The sequence below is a fragment of the Cytobacillus sp. Hm23 genome, assembly GCF_051842895.1.
Lineage (GTDB): Bacteria > Bacillota > Bacilli > Bacillales > SM2101 > Nanhaiella.
On the sequence record NZ_JBPXRQ010000033.1, the window covers coordinates 1 to 20,721 of the forward strand.

A 20,721-nucleotide genomic window follows, 5' to 3' on the forward strand; every position below is an offset into this window, starting at 1 on the left:
TTAGGCACGCCGCCAGCGTTCGTCCTGAGCCAGGATCAAACTCTCCAATAAAGTTTGATTGCTCATTTGTTCAAAAAAATTAACGTTGACGCTTTTGTTTTGTTTAGTTTTCAAAGAACTTTGTCCTTTTGAAGCGACCTTTATATAATATCATAGTTATCTATCATTCGTCAATTGTTTTTTATAAAAAAAACACGACTACTTTTGACAACTTGTTGACCTTGAATAGTATAGCAGGGAAAGTGATTGAACACAAGGGAGTAAGTAATTTTCATAATAATAAAACTACTAAAACTTACTTTATATAAGGTCCTTGTCGTAAACCTTATTGTTATGTATACAAAATTACACAATCCAAAAGAGTTTATAGATAAAAAGATGCCTAGAAGCTATAGTGTATAAGTGTTTATTTCTCAATAATCAATGCAAAGACAGTCTATAACTAAAACAGCAATTCAACAATGAAGTTTAGTAATATTGGCGTGGAAACTAGTAACGTGAGCTTTTTTTTAGTACAAATAAACAAGATCAATTCGAAAACAGTCATTTATCATAAAATTACTTCCTCAATATAGACGTCTCTATAATCTTTTAATTGAATAATTTCATTAGATTTAAATAAATTGACCATAGGTCGAGTAGGATTTTTTTCTTCAACAAAAACTATTTTTCCAGTATAGCCATTTGATAGCTTAACCTTTTGACCAATAGCATAATTCGTAACTATTTTTGTTAAGGCATGTACAACATTCGTATCTAATTTTCCAAAACTATCTTGAATAATTAAATCCATAACCACAAATGGAGATTGTTTCGCTTTATATTCACGTTCAGATGTCATCGCATGATATACATCTGCTACTGCAATTATTTTACTAAAAGGGTGCAGTATTCCTTTTAGTATTCCGACAGGATAGCCTGTTCCATCTTCTCTAATATGATGTTGAAGAACCGCTTCCTTAACACCTTTTTTTAGCACACCAATTTTTTCAACCATTTTATAGCTGTATTCAGGATGTTTGTTTACTTCTAATCTTTCTTCCTCAGTTAGAGAAGATTGTTTTCTTAATATTTTTGGATTAATCTTTGCCATACCACAGTCACATAAAAAGCCTGCTAATGCAATTTGTATCCAATCTCCTTGACTATAATGTAGCTGTTTACCTAAAAAGCCAGCTAATAAACTAACAGTTACCCCATGATGATATAAATAATCCTCTTTCGTACTATGTTGATGTAGCAAAAAAATAGATGATGGATTTTCTAGGAACCTTTCTAGCAATGGTAGTAGGTGCTTTCTTATATCACCAATATCAACTGATGAACCTGCTTGCCAGCTAGTAAACATTTTTTTATAATAGGTCACCACTTGTAAATAGTGATCAATAAAAGTTAGGGCTTTTTCTTCTTGTTCCTCTATCTTTTCCTCATTTGGCTTCGTCGGTTTAAATAATTCGCCATTTACTAGAAATGTGTCAACTTTCACACTTTCGACTAGAAAAATATGCAAAATATTTAACAAGTTCTCATTTAAAACCGTACCTTTTACCATAATCGGTCTATTTGAAATCGACTTGACATCATCAGAAAGAATACACCCTTCCTGTAATTGATCAATGGATACCTTCATGAATACCCCTCCTATCACTTTATAATTCCATAACTATATAGAAAGGGTGACCGAAAATAGGCATCAGACTCTACGACTTCGCTATCTTGTATAAACAATCGAGGTTAAAAACCTCTATATACAGCATATAAAGCGTACGGTCAGACCTTTTCAGTCACCCTCTTTAATTAAGGCTTTTATTATAAACTTTGAAACTTTTTACTAAGTTTGCTCAGCTAGATGAAGCATTAGAATTACCAATGTTATCAAAAGGAAGAGCTATAAGAATACAGTATTGTATAGTTAATTGATTTCTTCAATTACAAAAACATCCTAAAGAACTTATTCCTCATTAGCATTTAATTCTTCATCTTCAACTTCCTTTTGCACCTTAGCAACTGTAGCTACAAACTCATTCTCATCAGATTCATCTAGACGAATAAGTCTCACACCTTGGGTATTTCGCCCCATCTGAGAAATATCATCAACAGCCATTCTAATAAGTACTCCGCCTGCTGTAATAATCATGATATCTTCGTTACCAGTAACAGCTTTAACTGATACGACAGTCCCATTCTTATCAGTAATATTACAAGTTTTTAAACCTTTTCCTCCACGACTTTGACTACGGTATTCTATAGCAGGAGTTCGTTTACCATAACCATTTTTTGTGACGATGAGAACATTTGAATCATCCTCTAAAATGTCCATACCAACAACTTCATCATCTTCTTCGATGGAAATTCCTTTTACTCCTGTCGCAGTTCTTCCCATAGAACGTACATCTGTCTCAATAAAACGGATTAAAATGCCATTTTTTGTCCCGATAATAATATTTTTCGTTCCATCAGTGAGCTTAACAGAAATTAGCTCATCGTCTTCTTTTAAACTTAAAGCTATAAGCCCATTGTTACGAATATTTGAGAATGACGACAAAGGTGAGCGTTTTGATATCCCTTGTTTCGTAGTAAAGAACAAGAACATATCATCTCCAAATTCAGTGACAGGAATAATAGCATTTATCTCCTCATCCTTATCAATCTCTAATAAGTTTATGATCGGAATACCTTTTGCTGTTCTGCCTAGCTCAGGGATTTCATATCCCTTTTTACGATACACTTTTCCTTTGTTTGTAAAATATAGAATTGTATCATGTGTGGATGTAGTTAATAAATGCTCAACAAAGTCATCCTCATTTGTCCCCATCCCTTGAATACCACGTCCTCCACGTTTTTGACTACGATAAGTTGATGCTGGTAACCGTTTAATGTAGCCGTTATGTGTTAAGGTGATAACAATGTTTTCCTGGGGAATTAAATCTTCATCTTCTATTAAATCTAGCCCACTTGTTGCAATTTCTGTACGGCGCTCATCATTAAATCTTTCTTTTACTTCTGCTAATTCTTCTCTAATAATTTGTAAGATTTTTTCTTCATTTGCCAATATTGCTTTTAATTCTGCTACTATTTGCAAGAGGTTTTGGTACTCCTCTTCAATTTTCTCACGCTCTAACCCTGTTAACCTTTGCAAGCGCATATCTAAAATAGCTTGTGCTTGCTTTTCAGATAACGAGAATTGATTCATTAATCCTTCCCGTGCAATATCTGTTGTCTGTGAACTACGAATAAGCGCAATAACTTCATCTAAATGATCTAAAGCAATACGTAGTCCTTCTAAAATATGAGCACGTGCTTCAGCCTTACGAAGTTCAAACTCTGTTCTTCTACGAATAACAACTTTTTGATGTTCTAGATAATGATATAAACACTGCTTTAAGTTTAATACTTTAGGTTGACCATCTACTAACGCCAACATATTAATACCAAAACTAGTTTGTAAAGCAGTTTGTTTATATAAGTTATTTAACAACACATTTGCATTTGCATCTTTACGAACTTCGATGACTATTCTCATTCCATTACGATCTGATTCATCGCGTAAATCAGTTATGCCATCTATTTTTTTATCACGTACAAGTTCTGCAATTTTTTCAATTAATTTCGCTTTATTTACTTGGTAAGGTAGCTCATTAACGATAATTACTTCTTTTCCACCATTTTTTTCTTCAATGACAACTTTACCGCGAATTGTGATTGATCCACGACCTGTTTCGTATGCTTTTCTAATACCGCTTCGACCAAGAATAATTCCTCCTGTTGGAAAATCTGGTCCTTGGATTATTTCCATTAATTCTGCAATGCTAATATCAGGATCCCTACTTAGTGTCAAGACACCATCAATGACTTCACCCAATTGATGTGGAGGTATGTTTGTAGCCATACCTACTGCTATCCCAGCTGCCCCATTCACTAATAAGTTTGGAAAACGAGATGGCAAAACAACCGGTTCCTTTTCAGATCCATCATAGTTATCTTGATAGTCTATCGTATCTTTATTAATATCACGAAGTAATTCCATTGAAATTTTTGACATTCGCGATTCTGTATAACGCATCGCTGCTGCTGCATCACCGTCAACAGAACCAAAATTCCCATGGCCATCAACAAGCATATACCGATAATTAAAATCCTGAGCCATACGCACCATCGTATCGTATACAGCTGTATCACCATGGGGATGATATTTACCGATAACATCTCCAACAATACGTGCCGATTTTTTATACGGCTTATCTGCAGTCATACCTTGATCATTCATTGCATATAAAATACGTCGATGAACAGGTTTTAGTCCATCCCTAACATCAGGTAACGCCCTAGACACAATGACACTCATTGCATAATCCAAAAATGAAGAACGCATTTCCTGACTAATATTTACTTCTTTTACACGAGAACTTTGATTTTCAGACAATTGAAATGACCTCCTACGAGGGTGATTACAAGTTTATTATTTTATAATCATAACATACTTTTTTAGTAGCACATATAAATGTCATTACATTGAGCATACTAATAACTATTGTATCCAAGTATATATACTCTATATAACTCATATAGTAATAAACCGTACCCATCACCTAATATAATGAACTGCAATTAACATAATAAATGACACAATAACCATCATTAACACCCATAACCACGCTGTTTCTAAATTACCTGAATCTATAGCAACATAGATTGCTGTCGATGTTGTTTGTGTTTTCCCTGGGATATTACCAGCAAACATGAGTGTTGCACCAAATTCACCTAGAGCTCTAGCGAAGCTTAATACTGCACCAGAAACAATAGATTTAAATGCAAGGGGAATGGAGACAAAAATAAATACTTTCCACTCATTTGCCCCATCTATTCGTGCAGCTTCTTCAATACCAAAATCAATAGAAGAAAAACCAGTCTTTACTGATTGATACATAAGCGGGAAAGAAACGACAACAGCTGCTATAACGGCTGCCCACCACGTAAAAATAATAGATTGATTAAAAATTGTTTCAATTCCTCGGCCAACCGGACTGTTTTTCCCAAATATTACAACAAGCAAAAAACCAACTACCGATGGTGGAAGAACGAGAGGAAGCATTAAGATTGTTTCAAAAATGACCTTCCCCTTAAAGTTTTTTTTCGACATCATGCGTCCCATAATTAAACCAATTATGAGAACAATTAAACCTGAGACACAAGCAATTTCTATTGATTTTTGTACTGGAGACCAAAACTCTACCGCCATGATTGACTCCTTATTCCAAAGGTTTAAATCCGAATTTTTCAAAAACAGTTAAAGCTTGTTCACTCTGTAAAAATTCAAAAAATTGTTCTACTTCATAAATATTTTTCGTATCTTTTATAATTCCTACTGGATAAATAATAGATGAATGATTTGACTTATCAGTAACATCTACGATTTCTATGTCGGAAGAAATTAATGCATCTGTTTTATACACCATTCCTGCATCAACATTACCTGTTTCCACATATGTTAATACTTGTCGAACATCCTTAGATAATATAAGCTTATCTTCTACTTCTTCCCATAAATCCATATGTAGTAGTGCTTCCTTTGCATATTTCCCCGCTGGTACTGATTCAGGAATACCGATTGCAAGTTGAGAAATTTTAGGGCTAGTAAGGTCTTCAAAATTACTAATGTTTGTTCTATGCTCTTTCGGTGCAATAAGGACAAGTTCATTTGTTAACAAATTTACTCCTTGTGCAATCATACCTTCATCAACTAAGTAATCGTATTTATCCTTGGCAGCAGAAAAATACATATCTACAGGAGCGCCTTGTGTAATTTGTTGCTGCAACGCCCCAGACGAGCCAAAATTATAAGCAATTTTAATATTTTTATTTCCTTGTTCAAAGTGTGATTTTAATTCTGATAGAGCATTTCGGAGACTTGCAGCTGCGGAAATAGTTAGCTCGATTTCTCTTTGCTCAGTGCCTTTACCATCATTATTTGATTGACTAGGCGAACATCCGATAAGTACAACAAAAATGGCCATCATAAAAATCATTTTTTTTCTTAATATGAAAACCACCTCCTGAGTTAACAGTAAAAACTATTAAAATGTGGTTTTATTTATGCTCTATTCATAAAAATTGTTGCTAAAGCTTTTCTCTTAGAAGAAAGAACAACAATTTATAGTAACAGTGCTATTACAAAGCCCCAATATAACATGACTAAATACGAATATATATAATTTTCTATAGCATATCTATTATATAGATTTTTTTGATTTAAAGCTACTTAATATAAGAGGATTTCACTAACCTATTCAATATCAAACAATACATACGTAATTACTAATAAGATGAATTGCGGCACATACACCTATCTTATATTGGATTCTATTTCTAATTGGCTTTTGTCGAAGAGTTTGTTGCTATCGTCACCAAATTAGCATAGTCAGAGGGGGTTAATAAATTTGACATCGTTTTTCAGAAGTAGAGATGCCATGAACATTAATTATATATTCGTATTTAGCTCATATTTCGAAAAACAATTCGTAATGCACATACGACCCACATAAAAAGGGTCCCGGAAAGTCAATGCTCGTTATTTCCGAAACCCCGCTTTTTATCCAGTTAAATTGCATAACTCATATTAAATATCTAAATTCTTAACGTATTGGGCATTTTCTTCAATAAAATTACGTCTTGGTTCTACTTTATCGCCCATTAAGATTTCAAATGTCTCATCAGCATCAATCGCATCTTGAAGATTGACCTGCAATAACGTGCGTGTATCAGGATCCATTGTTGTTTCCCAAAGCTGTTCTGGATTCATTTCACCTAAACCTTTATACCGTTGGATTCCAGGCTTTGTATTACCTGTTAACTCTTCTAGAATTACATTTAATTGACGCTCATTATAAGCATATTCTACTTTCTTGCCTTGGCTAACTTTATAAAGAGGTGGCTGTGCTATATACACATAGCCAGACTCAATAATTTGTCTCATATATCTATAAAAGAAAGTTAATAATAAAGTACGTATATGCGCTCCATCAACATCAGCATCTGTCATAATGACAATTTTATGATAACGAGCTTTTGAAATATCGAAGTCTTCTCCAATACCTGTACCTAAGGCTGTAATAATTGTTCTTACTTCATTATTAGATAATATTTTATCTAACCTTGCCTTTTCAACATTAATTATTTTCCCGCGTAAAGGAAGTATCGCTTGAAAATGACGATCTCGTCCTTGCTTTGCAGATCCTCCCGCTGAATCACCCTCAACCACGTATAATTCACTTATCGATGGATCTTTTGATGAGCAATCTGCTAGTTTTCCTGGTAAATTAGAAATTTCGAGTGCATTTTTTCTACGTGTTAATTCCCTCGCTTTTTTTGCTGCAAGTCTTGCTCTTGATGCTGTAACGCCTTTTTCAACTATCCTCTTTGCTACAACAGGATTTTCAAGTAGAAATTTTTCTAGCTTATCAGAAAAGAGTGAATCAGTTATTGTTCTTGCTTCACTATTCCCTAATTTTGTTTTCGTTTGTCCTTCAAATTGTGGATCAGGATGTTTAATTGATACGATCGCAGTTAATCCCTCACGAACATCATCCCCAGTAAGATTTGAATCACTCTCTTTAAAAATATTATGCTTCCTAGCATAGTCATTTATGATTCTTGTTAATGCTGTTTTAAAACCTGATTCGTGAGTACCACCTTCGTACGTATTAATATTATTAGCAAACGAATATATATTACTTACATAACTGTCATTATATTGCAACGCAACTTCAACTGAAATTCCTTCTTTTTCTCCTTCTACAAAAATCGGTTCATCATGAATAACTTCTTTCGTTCTGTTTAAATGTTCAACATAAGAAATGATTCCACCCTCATAGTAGTATTCATTACTTTTATCTCCGACTCTTTTATCCTCAATCGTAATCTTGATGCCACGATTTAAAAAGGCTAATTCACGAAGACGGTTTGCAAGAATATCATATTCATACTCTAACGTCTCAGTAAATATTTCACCATCAGGTTTAAAATGAGTAATGGTTCCAGTTATATCTGTATTACCGATGACTTTTAAATCGGCACACGGTACTCCACGCTCAAATTTTTGATAGTGAATTTCCCCGTTAAGGTGTACAAATACTTCTAAAACGGACGAAAGTGCATTTACAACCGAGGCACCAACGCCATGTAGACCACCAGAAACTTTATAGCCTCCACCACCGAATTTTCCACCAGCATGAAGTACTGTCATGATAACCTCAACAGCTGGTCGTCCCATTTTCTCATGAATACCAACAGGAATTCCCCGTCCATTATCCTTGACAGTAATACTATTATCTTCTTCAATGAGTACATTAATCTCATCACAATAGCCAGCTAACGCCTCATCAATACTATTATCGACAATTTCCCATACAAGATGATGCAGCCCTTTTGCACTTGTGGAACCAATATACATTCCTGGGCGTTTACGTACAGCCTCTAATCCCTCTAAGACTTGTATTTGATTTTCATCATAAGATTGTTGATCTATTTCTTTTTGCTCCATTGTCACTTAAACCACCTGCACTTTCAGTGAACTCGTTCAAAAATGCTATTTTAAAAATTACTATAGAGAACAATGATATCTGACAAATCCCACACTTTAAGTCTAAAGATAGTCTTTATTCCATATTTCACTCGCAGTAGCACGTATCCTCGAATTCACATCATAATTTGCTTATATTTAGAATAAAATTGAATCTAGCTCTGAACCCATTTGTGCTCTTTTCTTCAGCGTATTCGATGATAGAGGTGAAAAATAAACTTTATCTAGAGTCACTACGACTGATTTTGTTTCACCAGAGAGTTGAACAGTGTCACTTTTGTGTGCTTTTATAAACTCTACAATAATTGGAGAGGATGTGAGTAACTGCCGATCCAAAATAGCGATTATATCACTATTTCTAATAATCAAGTCTTCTCCTAAATGAATGAACATGACATCACCTCATGATAGTTTTGTCAGTTCTCCTGACACAACTTGGTAAGTAGAGGCCTCATCTAATGTACTATGATCAAGCCCATCTACACTTGTTGTTGTAACAAATGTTTGTACTTTTCCTTTTATTGTATTTAATAAATGAGATTGTCTATAATCATCTAATTCTGATAAAACATCATCTAGCAATAGAATTGGATATTCTCCTGTCTCAGCATAAATCAATTCAATCTCTGCTAATTTTAGAGAGAGAGCTGTTGTTCTTTGTTGTCCTTGTGATCCAAATGTTTGAACATCTTTACCATTGACATAAAAAGCTAAATCATCACGATGCGGACCAGCAAGAGTCATCCCACGCTCAATTTCCTTCTCTTTTATTTTAACAAACTTTTCCGTTAATGATTTTACCATTTTTGACAAACTAACATCTTCTGATACATCAACTGAAGGCTTATAATCAATTTGTAAACTTTCTAACCCTCGGCTAATACCTCTGTGAATCGGTTCAGCCCACTTCTGTAACAGCTCTAAAAATTCATATCTTTTTATCAAAATTTTAGCTGCAGCCTCAACAAGCTGCTCAGTCAAAACGTCTAACATCGGATCGCTTTTCGATCTGTTAAGTTGTAGCTTCTTTAAGTAATGATTTCTCTGTTGTAAAATCTTTTGATACTGATTTAAATCATGCAAATATAAAGGTGAGACTTGACCGATCTCCATATTGATAAATCTCCGCCTCACTTGCGGACTCCCTTTTACTAAATGCAAATCTTCAGGCGCAAACATGACAATATTCATATTGCCGACATATTGACTTAATTTTTGTTGTTCAATATGGTTATACTTCGCTTTCTTGCCTTTTTTCGATATAACTAACTGCAAAGGAAGGATACCATTATTTTTATGAATCCTTCCTTCTATTTTAGCATATTCTTCATCCCACCTTATAAGATCCTTGTCATTAGACGTTCGATGTGATTTGACCATCGCCAAGACAAATATAGCTTCCATAACGTTTGTTTTTCCTTGAGCATTTTCACCTAGTATTACGTTAACTTTGTTTTCAAATGTTACTTGCACACTCTTATAATTCCGATAATTTTTCAGTGCTAGTTCTTCAATATACAAGTCGCCCACCAACTATACTTTCACAATAAAAGTTCCGAATCCAGGAATAACTACTTCATCATCTTGTTTAAGTTTTCGTCCTCTACGGTTTTCAGCTTGTCCATTTACAAATACTTCATGTTCACTTAAGAACCACTTTGCCATCCCACCTGTTTGAATTACATCTGCTAATTTTAAAAACTGACCTAATGTAATAATATCAGTTGAGATCGTGATCATTTTTGTCATATATGATCGCTCTCTTTCATGTAATATTATGCTAGTTTATATTGTAAACATATTATGTTACTTTCAAAAATTACTTATCACTTTATTGTACTAAAAAAAATGAGGATAGAAAAGAAAGCTACTAGTTTTTTCTCATACTAGCAGCTTTCTTTTTTGCAAGGCTCTTGCCGTAAACTTTGTTGTTATTGAGACTAACTTAGGACAACAACAAATCATTATATGCAATTAATTAAATCATAAATGAGAAAAGATGCTAAGAACGCTTGATTAATACATATTCATTTTCTTATTACGAAAAGTAACAATCAATGACAAAATAGCCGTTTGCAAAGATAAAAAAGGATAGATTTATCAGAGCTATACTTATGTTTGAGGATGTGCATGTCTATTTCTGAACTAGTCTTCAACTCGAGATCATAACCCATGCAATTCAAGGTTCTATTAGTTTCAAATTGTTGTTTCTGACATGTTTGTACATGAATTAATATGTACGAACAGGCAAAATCAACTGTAGTATTGAATCGTCGTGAATAGGACGAATGACAAACGGTCTCATCGCTCCAGTAAAATTAATATTAATATCTGTCTCTCCCAAAACTTTTAATGCATCCAGCATGTATTTTGAACTAAAGGAAATTTTTAAATCCTCACCACTAATAGATTGACTTTGAACTTCCTCAATAACTTTACCAATTTCCGGTGAATTCGAAGAGATTTCAATAACGCCACCCTCTAAGATGGCTAATTTTACAACATTATTTCTATCCTCTCTAGCAAGTAAGGAAGCTCTATCAATGGCTTGTAAAAACTCTTTAGCAGACACTTTGATTTCAGTATTACTTTCCTCAGGAATTAAACGTGATGTATCTGGATAACTACCTTCAAGCAAGCGTGAGAAAAATAATATGTGTTTTGTTTTAAATAGCACTTGGTTTTCTGTAATTACGATATCAACTAGATCATTTGAATCATCTAATATTTTATTTAATTCATTCAAACTTTTTCCTGGAATAACAATATTATAAGATACATCTGTCGTATTCAAATCAATTCTCGCTTTACGTAAAGCAAGTCGATGACTATCTGTTGCAATACAGGTCAATTCATTATTTTCTATTTTCAAGTTTACACCTGTCAATAAAGGTCGTGTTTCTGAGGTGGACACTGCGAAAACTGTATGTCTAATTAATTGTTTCACTAAATCAGACGGAACTTGAAAAGCATCATTTTCTTCAACTTGTGGTAATAATGGATATTCTTCTGCATCTAAGCCGTTTAAATTAAATTCTGCTTTTCCAGATCTAATAATAGTCAGAAAGTGGTTTTGCACATCAATTTCTACACTTTCTTTAGGTAGCTTTTTAACAATTTCACTAAATACACGAGCTTGTAACACAACACTTCCACTTTTGACTAGTTCAACAATTTCTAAATCTTTGTGTTCAAGTGGGATAAATGATTCAATAGAAATATCAGAATCACTTCCTGTTAATGTAACTCCATTTTCATTTGCCACTATTTTAATACCCGTTAATATTGGAATTGTTGTTCTAGAAGAAACGGCTTTCATTACATCTTGTACACTGCGTAATAAATAGTCTCGTTGAATTATAAATTTCATTATAAAATCCTCCTTTAGTCATAAACTAGTTAACAATTGAATATATATATTATTTTTTAAAAAAATAGTAGAAGTAATAGTAGGGGCTGTGGAATTGTGGATAACTAATTATAGCAAAGGAAACACAGTCTATCCACATGTGGATAGACTGTGTGTAATATGCGTTAAGTTATTCACAGTATTAAGAATAAGTATAAACCTACTATGCTTTTAAATGAGAGTTAATATCATTCAATTGTTTTTGTAATTGTGAATCGGTTTGAATTAATTTAGAAATTTTTTCGTGTGCATGAATAACAGTCGTGTGATCTCTTCCCCCGAATTCTTCGCCGATCTTTGGTAGTGAGAAGTCGGTTAATTCTCGTGATAAATACATAGCAATCTGTCTAGGAAAAGCGACTGATTTTGTGCGTTTTTTAGCTTTAAAGTCTTCAAGTTTCACATTATAATGCTGACCAACAGTTTTTTGGATTTCATGTATTGTTATTACTTTTGGTTTAGCACTAGGAATAATATTCTTCAAAGCTTCAGCAGCTAAATCTGCGTTAATATCTTTATTAATAAGTGACGAATAAGCTACAACACGTATAAGTGCACCTTCAAGCTCACGTATATTTGAATCGATTTGATTTGCGATATATAACATAGCTTCATTAGGAATATCTAGTCCTTCTGCCTTTGCTTTTTTACGCAATATTGCTATTCTTGTTTCCAAGTCAGGAGGTGTAATATCTGTAATTAATCCCCATTCAAATCTAGATCTTAAGCGATCCTCTAGCGTCGGTATTTCTTTTGGAGGACGGTCACTTGAGATAACAATTTGTTTACTTTCTTCATGCAAAGTATTAAAAGTATGAAAAAATTCTTCTTGAGTTTGTTCTTTTCCAGCTAGAAATTGAATATCATCTATAAGTAAAACATCAACATTACGATATCTATTTCGAAAATCAACTGCTTTATTATCCCTTATCGAATTAATAAATTCGTTTGTAAACTTCTCGGAAGACAAATAGACTACTTTAGCTGAAGGATTATGCTCGATTACATAATGGCCAATAGCATGCATCAAATGAGTTTTACCTAATCCAACTCCACCATATATAAAAAGGGGATTATACGCCTTCGCTGGTGCCTCTGCTACAGCTAATGAAGCTGCGTGAGCAAATCGGTTGCCAGAACCAATGACAAAGGTATCAAATGTATATTTTGGATTTAACATATTTTGCAGTAGTTCAGGGTGATTATTATCCTGTTTTTTCACTTTTTTTGCAGGTACATTTGTCTCAAGGTCTTCATCTTGTTGATTTTGAGGAATAATAAATTTAATCGTTAATTGTTCGCCGGTTATATCGTAAATTGTTTCTGCAATTAATACTGAATATCTAGACTCGAGCCAATCTCTTGCAAATTCATTTGGAGCCGTAATGGTTAACGTATCATTTTTTATTGAATATGCTTTTGTAGCTTTTAGCCAAGTTTCAAAGCTAGGTTTACTTAATTTTTTCTCAATTTCACTGAGAGCTTTATCCCATAAATCCGAAATATTTTCCAACACATGCCCTCCCTTACATTAGATTGCATTCACATAATTAGTATTACTGAATAAATATACACGCAGAAATTGTGTGGAGAACAGTTTATAATGATGAAAAGTAGTTTATCGACAAATCCCCATACTTGTGGACAAGTATTTAAACAACCTTTAATAAAATATCCACACGTTATCCACATTTTGTGGATAACGTAATTATAAAATAAATTATTCACAGATAGAAAACACAAATATGATAACAAAAAAATATAATAGTTGCAATGCTTTTTAGTAGCTTATCCACAACTTTAACAGGTTGTTTAAAAAAAATGTCCACATAAGGAGATATTGGGTAAATGCTGTCGATAACTGTAGAAGAACAAAAATTAATGTAAAAAAGTTGTCCACAGAAATGTTTTATAACTTTAATAAAGTGAGAAAGTATGTCAATTTTAAAAAAATATAGAAGTTAAAATGATAGGTTGACATTTAATATGTTTCTTCTCTATAATTAGTAAGACTGTCTTTAACAGCTATTCCTCAGGGAGGTGTCATATAATGAAAAGAACTTATCAACCAAATAATCGTAAGCGGAGCAAAGTACATGGATTCCGTAGTCGAATGAGCTCTAAAAACGGACGTAAGGTTTTAGCTCGTCGTCGTCGTAGAGGAAGAAAAGTATTATCAGCTTAGGCCACTGAAATGTCAGTGGTCTTTTTTCAATTAGATAAGAAAGTATATACATTATGTTGGAGTGTTATTCATGCTTGAGCATTAACAATATTTAGCTCCAAAATCTATCAGCTTGACTTATAGCTGTCGCTTAAAGCGGCCGACTAAAGCTATTCATAAATATCTAGCTTTAGTCTTTGGCGGAAGGATGATAGATTTCGTAGGCTTTTCTTAATTTTGCGCATCATAATGTTAAACCCTATGAATTACAGGGGGATAAAAATGAAGAAAAAGTATCGAATAAAAAAAAATGATGAATTTCAAAAAGTTTTTAAACAGGGAAAATCCTTTGCTAATCGTCAATTTGTAATTTACGTACTTGAAAAACCAGAGCAAGATTTTTTCCGAATTGGTTTGTCTGTAAGTAAAAAGATTGGAAATGCTGTAACTAGAAATAGAATAAAGCGACTGATTCGACAAGTGTTTACCGATTCGAAAGATGTTCTAAAAGCTGAAATGGATTACGTTATAATTGCTAGAAAACCAGCTGCTGAAATGGATTATGCGGAAATAAAAAGTAGTCTGCACCATGTATGTAAAAGAGCAAAAATATTAAAGAGTGGAAAATAAGCAAGGGAATTTTTGTTTAAAAAATGTTACAATACTTAGTGGTCATAAATCTAAACTTTTATCAGATAAAAGATCAAATTGAATAATATTTGAGGAGGAAATTTGATTGAAAAGGCGAATTCTTCTAGTAATTGGTCTTATTGGTTTAGTCGCTATCATATCAGGTTGTACTGAGGTAAACCAGCCAATTACGACAGAAAGTACCGGATTTTGGAATGAATATATCGTTTATCCACTATCATGGTTAATAACATCTGTAGCAGAACTAATGAATAATAATTATGGATTATCGATTATTATCGTAACAATTTTGATTCGTTTAGTAATTTTACCGTTAATGATTAAGCAAACAAAAAGCTCGAAAGCTATGCAAGCATTACAGCCAGAAATGCAAAAGCTTCGTGAAAAATATAGCTCTAAGGATCAAAAAACTCAACAACAACTTCAGCAAGAAACGATGCAGCTATTCCAAAAACATGGTGTAAACCCATTAGCGGGATGTTTCCCATTAATCATACAAATGCCTATTTTAATTGGTTTTTACCATGCAATCATGAGAACTGTAGAAATTAAACAGCATGAATTTTTATGGTTTAACCTTGGTGAAGCAGATCCATTCTATTTATTACCTCTTATAGCTGGGGTAACAACTTTTATTCAACAAAAAATGATGATGGCAGGTACTCAAAATCAAAATCCACAAATGGCAATGATGCTATGGATTATGCCAATTATGATCATTATTTTTGCACTAAACTTTCCAGCAGCATTATCTTTATATTGGGTAGTTGGGAACCTATTTATGATTGTACAAACATATTTTATTAAAGGACCAGAAATAAAAACATCTGAAATTGCGGGAGGAGCGAAAAAGAAAAAGTGAAACAAATAACTGCTACAGGCCAATCAGTCGATGAAGCAGTACAATCAGCTCTAGAACAGTTAAAAACAACAAAAGACCGCACTGAAATAAATATCATCGATGAAGGCAAAAAAGGACTATTTGGTATTTTTGGCACTAAGCCAGCAGTTGTAAAAGTTACCAAATTACATGATCCGGTCGAAGAAGCTCAGCATTTCCTTCAACAAGTTACAGAAAATATGGGTGTTCACGTCAAAATTGAAGTTAAACAAGAAGGGAAATATGTTAACTTCCAATTGTCAGGTGAAAAAATAGCAATCTTAATTGGAAAAAGAGGACAAACTCTTAATTCTCTTCAATATTTAACACAATTAGTTGCAAATCGATATGCAGACCATTATTTAAACATTATTGTTGATGCCGAAAATTATCGAGAACGTAGAAAAGAAACGTTGTATCAGTTAGCTCAACGTTTAGCAGAAAAATCACTTCGAACTGGGAAGGATATATCACTTGAATCAATGCCATCATATGAACGTAAAGTTATTCATACTGCATTGGCAACTAATGATAAAGTTAAAACATATTCTTCAGGTTCTGATCCTCATCGTCATATAGTAATTAGTCCGATAAAATAAGTACATTAGTGGCTCATAGGAGACCTAAGCAATAATACATTATTGTTTATAAACTACACGTTATTTTATTTACAATAAATGGTAATGGATTGCTTCATGTCTTCAAAATTGAGTCGCTTTTTTTATTTTACAAACATTACTAATTATTACTCTCTGTGCTTTCATCGCTATTGTAAGGCTGTTTTCCATTACTAGTAGAAATATACTACTGAAATTCATAGTTTTTCTCTATTTTAATATAATGACAATTGTGCTGTTCTACGTAAATATTGTTGCTATTGTTATCAAATTAGTACAAAAAAGTGGTTTTTTAATGTTATTCATCGTTGTTCAGGTGTTCTTTTTTAATGCGAAAAACAACAATTAATGTGAAAACAGCCATTACAAAAGAAGAAACAACAATGTCAAACAAATCTACATAAAGATAACTGGAAGTCATGTAATAAAATAAATGATTAGAGATCTTATTCACATGTGGATAACTGATAATCATCTAGGTTTTGTTATTCAATGTGGATATTAGGGAAATGATAATACAAATATCTTTGTAGATAATTGAAGATATGGTATTCTTAAAATTTAGGGAAACGTTTTTAAATATATTTATTGTCATATTAATTAGGCTCTTTTCGTAAACTTTGTTGCTAAAATGACTAAATTACATCAGAAAACGAGGTTTTATGTGATTGTTGCTGTTTTATAAAAGCTTTTTTTGTAAACTGTATTGCTATTATCACCAATTAGAAATGGTGACGAAACGTTTGTATTCGTTTTTTACAGAAAAAGATGTCACGAACTTTAGTTTTTGCTCGTGGTTATAACTTACTTAGAAAAGCAACAACCATTGCGAAAATAGCTTAATAATAAATAATGCTTGTTATTTTATGTTAAGAGAGCGGTGAATAAAAGAATGGACTTTGATACAATTACGGCAATCTCTACTCCGATGGGAGAGGGAGCAATTGCGATTGTGAGGCTTAGCGGTGCTGAAGCGCTAAGTATTGCAGATTCCATTTTCAAAGGACCTTCAGATAAAAAATTGATAGAGGTTCCTTCTCATACAATTCATTACGGCCATATCGTAGATCCGATAAATAATGAAACGATAGATGAAGTAATGGTTTCAGTAATGAAAGGGCCAAAAACATTTACTCGTGAAGATGTAGTAGAAATAAATTGCCACGGTGGTTTAGTTTCCGTCAATACCGTATTACAGACCGTAATTAAAGGTGGAGCTCGCTTAGCTGAACCGGGAGAATTTACGAAACGTGCATTTTTGAATGGGAGAATAGATCTATCACAAGCTGAAGCAGTTATTGATTTAATACGTGCCAAAACAGATCGTGCTATGAATGTTGCTTTACACCAAATGGAGGGGCGTTTATCAAAGCTAATTAATCGACTCAGACAAGATATTTTGGAAACCTTGGCACATGTAGAAGTGAATATTGATTATCCTGAATATGATGATGTTGAAGAAATGACTCATCAGTTATTATTGCCAAAGGCGAGTAATGTACAACATGAGCTTCATAAGCTAATCCAAACATCTCAACAAGGAAAAATCTTAAGAGAAGGCTTATCTACTGTAATTATAGGGAGACCGAATGTAGGAAAATCCTCCTTATTAAATAGTTTGGTTCATGAGAATAAAGCAATTGTTACAGATATACCTGGAACAACCCGTGATGTAATTGAGGAATACGTCAATGTAAGAGGAGTGCCTCTGAGGTTAGTTGATACTGCAGGGATTCGTGAAACTGAAGATATCGTCGAAAGAATGGGTGTAGAGCGCTCCCGAGAAAAATTAAAGGAAGCAGATCTTATCTTATTAGTTTTAAACTCAAATGATGAGCTTAGCGTTGATGATGAACAGCTATTTCATGCCGTAGAGGGTATGGATGTAATTGTCATTATTAATAAGACAGATTTACCTCAAACAATTAATATGACTCGAGTAAAAGAATTAGCAAATAATTATCCCATCGTATCTACCTCTTTATTACAGGAGGAAGGGATTGAGCAGCTAGAAGAAGCAATTTCTTCATTATTCTTTGAGGGAGGCATAGAGTCAAAAGATATGACTTACGTATCTAACAGTCGTCATATATCGCTACTAACACAAGCTAAAGTTGCTATTGATGATGCGGTGAATAGCATTAATAGTGGAGTACCGATTGATATCGTTCAAATAGATTTGACAAGAGCTTGGGAACTTTTAGGTGAAATTATCGGTGAAGCAGTGCATGAAAGTCTAATCGATCAGTTATTCTCTCAATTTTGTCTTGGCAAGTAATCGAGGCGGAAACAACAAGAAAAAATATCGAATAAAGGGGGTACTCAAATGGGGTATCAAGCAGGTCATTATGACGTAATTGTTATTGGTGCAGGCCATGCAGGTTGTGAAGCTAGTTTAGCTTCAGCAAGGCTAGGAGCTAAAACTTTGCTACTTACTATTAATTTAGATATGGTTGCTTTTATGCCTTGTAATCCTTCTGTAGGGGGGCCAGCTAAAGGCATCGTCGTTCGTGAAATTGATGCTTTAGGCGGTGAGATGGCAAAAAATATTGATAAAACATATATTCAAATGAGAATGTTGAATACTGGGAAAGGTCCAGCAGTAAGAGCTTTACGTGCTCAAGCCGATAAGTTCTTATATCAACATGAGATGAAGAAAACGTTAGAAAACGAACAGAACCTAACATTAATGCAAGGGATGGTTGAACGATTAGTTATAGAAGACGGAATGTGTACTGGTGTTATCACTCAAACAGGTGCAATTTTTAAAGCAAGTACCGTTGTTATAACAACTGGAACCTTTTTACGAGGAGAGATCATTTTAGGTGATTTAAAATATTCTAGTGGACCAAACAATCAACAACCATCCATTAATTTATCTAAACATTTAGAGGAACTAGGATTTGATTTAGTTAGATTTAAAACAGGGACACCACCTCGTGTAAACAGTCATTCTATTGATTATAGTAAAACTGAAATTCAGCCAGGTGATGAAGTTCCTCGAGCTTTTTCATATGAATCTGTAAAAGAAATGGCTGACCAATTACCTTGCTGGTTAACGTATACAAGTGAGCATACACATAAAATAATCGATGATAATCTTCATCGTTCTCCAATGTATTCAGGTATGATAAAAGGGACAGGACCACGTTATTGTCCTTCAATAGAAGATAAAGTTGTCCGTTTTAATGATAAACCACGTCATCAAATCTTTTTAGAACCTGAAGGGAAAAATACGCAGGAAGTATATGTACAAGGATTATCTACTAGCTTACCAGAGGATGTGCAACAACAAATACTTTCCACAATCCCTGGACTTGAAAATGTCCAAATGATGAGAGCAGGCTATGCAATTGAGTATGATGCGATTGTTCCTACACAATTATGGCCTACATTAGAAACGAAGAACATACAAAACCTATACACTGCAGGTCAAATAAACGGAACTTCAGGATATGAAGAAGCGGCAGGTCAAGGAATCATGGCTGGAATCAATGCAGCAAATCGTGCTTTAGGAAAAGAAGAATTAATCTTAAGTCGTTCTGATGCGTATATTGGTGTTTTAATTGATGATTTAGTAACGAAAGGAACGAACGAGCCATACAGATTATTGACTTCAAGAGCTGAGTATCGTCTATTATTAAGACATGATAATGCCGACTTGCGTTTAACAGATATAGGGTATCGGATTGGCCTTATTCAGGAAGAAAGATATCAACATTTTATTGCTAAGAAAAAAGCAATTGAACTAGAGAAAAAACGCTTGCAGTCATTTATTATTAAACCTAGTGATATAGTTCAGGAACATATTCAAAATGCTGGTGGTAGTGAACTAAAGGATGGGATTCGTGCATCTGATTTATTAAAAAGACCTGAAATGAGTTATTCAGACATTACAGTTTTAGCTCCTGACGAAGAAGTATTAAATGAAGAGGTCACTGAACAAGTTGAAATTCAAATTAAGTACGAAGGGTATATAGAAAAATCACTACAACAAGTAGAACGTTTAAAGAAAATGGAGAATAAAAAAATCCCTGATAACATTGATTATGATATGATTACTGGGATTGCAAATGAAGCAAAACAAAAATTAAATGAAGTAAGACCTTTGTCTGTTGCGCAAGCATCAAGGATTTCAGGAGTTAATCCAGCGGATATTTCAATTTTATTAGTATATATTGAGCAAGGAAGAATAGCTAGAGTGTCGAACGAATAATACCTTGCAGACTTCATTAATCCTATATAAGTCCCTTTATCATCACTAATGGAAAAATAGTTGTGTTCATCTGTGGAGATAAAGGGGAGCTTTTATACAAAGCTCTTTACGTAAATTTTGTGAATCATGTTACAGAAGAAAAGGTGCCAAAAGCTCTAGTTGTATACAAGTTTATATCCTAATATGAAAAACAACAAACAACGGGG

The 20,721-nt window shown here is 33.6% G+C and carries 16 protein-coding genes; 6 read left to right on the plus strand and 10 right to left on the minus strand.

The window, feature by feature from the left end; translation table 11 throughout:
* Window positions 1-550: 550 nt before the first annotated feature.
* The 10 genes from ACSVDA_RS17845 to dnaA form a co-directional block, all read right to left on the minus strand.
* The gene (locus tag ACSVDA_RS17845; protein WP_485884838.1) at window positions 551-1,630 is read right to left on the minus strand and encodes an HD-GYP domain-containing protein; all 1,080 of its coding nucleotides are present in this window, start codon (window positions 1,628-1,630) and stop codon (window positions 551-553) included.
* A 321-nt stretch (window positions 1,631-1,951) separates the two neighbouring features.
* Window positions 1,952-4,423 (minus strand): DNA gyrase subunit A, encoded by a 2,472-nt coding sequence (gyrA, locus tag ACSVDA_RS17850; protein WP_485884840.1) that lies wholly within the window; start codon window positions 4,421-4,423, stop codon window positions 1,952-1,954.
* Between the two features lie 162 nt (window positions 4,424-4,585).
* The gene (gene modB, locus ACSVDA_RS17855; RefSeq protein ID WP_485884842.1) at window positions 4,586-5,239 is read right to left on the minus strand and encodes a molybdate ABC transporter permease subunit; all 654 of its coding nucleotides are present in this window, start codon (window positions 5,237-5,239) and stop codon (window positions 4,586-4,588) included.
* Window positions 5,240-5,249: 10 nt separating this feature from the next.
* The gene (gene modA, locus ACSVDA_RS17860) at window positions 5,250-6,014 is read right to left on the minus strand and encodes a molybdate ABC transporter substrate-binding protein (RefSeq protein WP_485884844.1); all 765 of its coding nucleotides are present in this window, start codon (window positions 6,012-6,014) and stop codon (window positions 5,250-5,252) included.
* Window positions 6,015-6,616: 602 nt separating this feature from the next.
* Window positions 6,617-8,539 (minus strand): DNA topoisomerase (ATP-hydrolyzing) subunit B, encoded by a 1,923-nt coding sequence (gene gyrB, locus ACSVDA_RS17865; protein ID WP_485884846.1) that lies wholly within the window; start codon window positions 8,537-8,539, stop codon window positions 6,617-6,619.
* A gap of 177 nt (window positions 8,540-8,716) precedes the next feature.
* The gene (gene remB, locus ACSVDA_RS17870; RefSeq protein ID WP_320207274.1) at window positions 8,717-8,971 is read right to left on the minus strand and encodes an extracellular matrix regulator RemB; all 255 of its coding nucleotides are present in this window, start codon (window positions 8,969-8,971) and stop codon (window positions 8,717-8,719) included.
* 9 nt (window positions 8,972-8,980) lie between these two features.
* Window positions 8,981-10,099 carry a DNA replication/repair protein RecF gene (gene recF / locus ACSVDA_RS17875; protein WP_485884848.1) on the minus strand — a complete coding sequence of 373 codons (1,119 nt, stop codon included), beginning with the start codon at window positions 10,097-10,099 and terminating at the stop codon, window positions 8,981-8,983.
* A 12-nt stretch (window positions 10,100-10,111) separates the two neighbouring features.
* Window positions 10,112-10,327: a S4 domain-containing protein YaaA gene (yaaA, locus tag ACSVDA_RS17880; RefSeq protein ID WP_214482794.1), complete on the minus strand. Its 216-nt coding sequence runs from the start codon at window positions 10,325-10,327 to the stop codon at window positions 10,112-10,114.
* A 481-nt stretch (window positions 10,328-10,808) separates the two neighbouring features.
* Window positions 10,809-11,948, minus strand: a complete 1,140-nt coding sequence (gene dnaN, locus ACSVDA_RS17885) for a DNA polymerase III subunit beta (protein WP_485884851.1) — start codon at window positions 11,946-11,948, stop codon at window positions 10,809-10,811.
* A 202-nt stretch (window positions 11,949-12,150) separates the two neighbouring features.
* On the minus strand, window positions 12,151-13,500 hold the full coding sequence (gene dnaA / locus ACSVDA_RS17890) for a chromosomal replication initiator protein DnaA (RefSeq protein ID WP_485884853.1): 1,350 nt from the start codon (window positions 13,498-13,500) through the stop codon (window positions 12,151-12,153).
* 537 nt (window positions 13,501-14,037) lie between these two features.
* Here dnaA and rpmH point away from each other — a divergent pair.
* The 6 genes from rpmH (at window position 14,038) to mnmG (ending at window position 20,515) form a co-directional block, all read left to right on the plus strand.
* Window positions 14,038-14,172 carry a 50S ribosomal protein L34 gene (rpmH, locus tag ACSVDA_RS17895; RefSeq protein ID WP_214482797.1) on the plus strand — a complete coding sequence of 45 codons (135 nt, stop codon included), beginning with the start codon at window positions 14,038-14,040 and terminating at the stop codon, window positions 14,170-14,172.
* A gap of 261 nt (window positions 14,173-14,433) precedes the next feature.
* Window positions 14,434-14,781: a ribonuclease P protein component gene (rnpA, locus tag ACSVDA_RS17900; protein WP_485884855.1), complete on the plus strand. Its 348-nt coding sequence runs from the start codon at window positions 14,434-14,436 to the stop codon at window positions 14,779-14,781.
* A 106-nt stretch (window positions 14,782-14,887) separates the two neighbouring features.
* Window positions 14,888-15,664 carry a YidC family membrane integrase SpoIIIJ gene (gene spoIIIJ, locus ACSVDA_RS17905; RefSeq protein ID WP_485884857.1) on the plus strand — a complete coding sequence of 259 codons (777 nt, stop codon included), beginning with the start codon at window positions 14,888-14,890 and terminating at the stop codon, window positions 15,662-15,664.
* Window positions 15,661-16,281: an RNA-binding cell elongation regulator Jag/EloR gene (gene jag, locus ACSVDA_RS17910; protein WP_485884859.1), complete on the plus strand. Its 621-nt coding sequence runs from the start codon at window positions 15,661-15,663 to the stop codon at window positions 16,279-16,281. The genes spoIIIJ and jag overlap by 4 nt, the downstream gene beginning before the upstream one ends.
* Before the next feature lie 910 nt (window positions 16,282-17,191).
* Window positions 17,192-18,577 carry a tRNA uridine-5-carboxymethylaminomethyl(34) synthesis GTPase MnmE gene (gene mnmE, locus ACSVDA_RS17915; protein ID WP_485884861.1) on the plus strand — a complete coding sequence of 462 codons (1,386 nt, stop codon included), beginning with the start codon at window positions 17,192-17,194 and terminating at the stop codon, window positions 18,575-18,577.
* A 48-nt stretch (window positions 18,578-18,625) separates the two neighbouring features.
* The gene (gene mnmG / locus ACSVDA_RS17920; RefSeq protein ID WP_485884863.1) at window positions 18,626-20,515 is read left to right on the plus strand and encodes a tRNA uridine-5-carboxymethylaminomethyl(34) synthesis enzyme MnmG; all 1,890 of its coding nucleotides are present in this window, start codon (window positions 18,626-18,628) and stop codon (window positions 20,513-20,515) included.
* Window positions 20,516-20,721 lie beyond the last annotated feature (206 nt).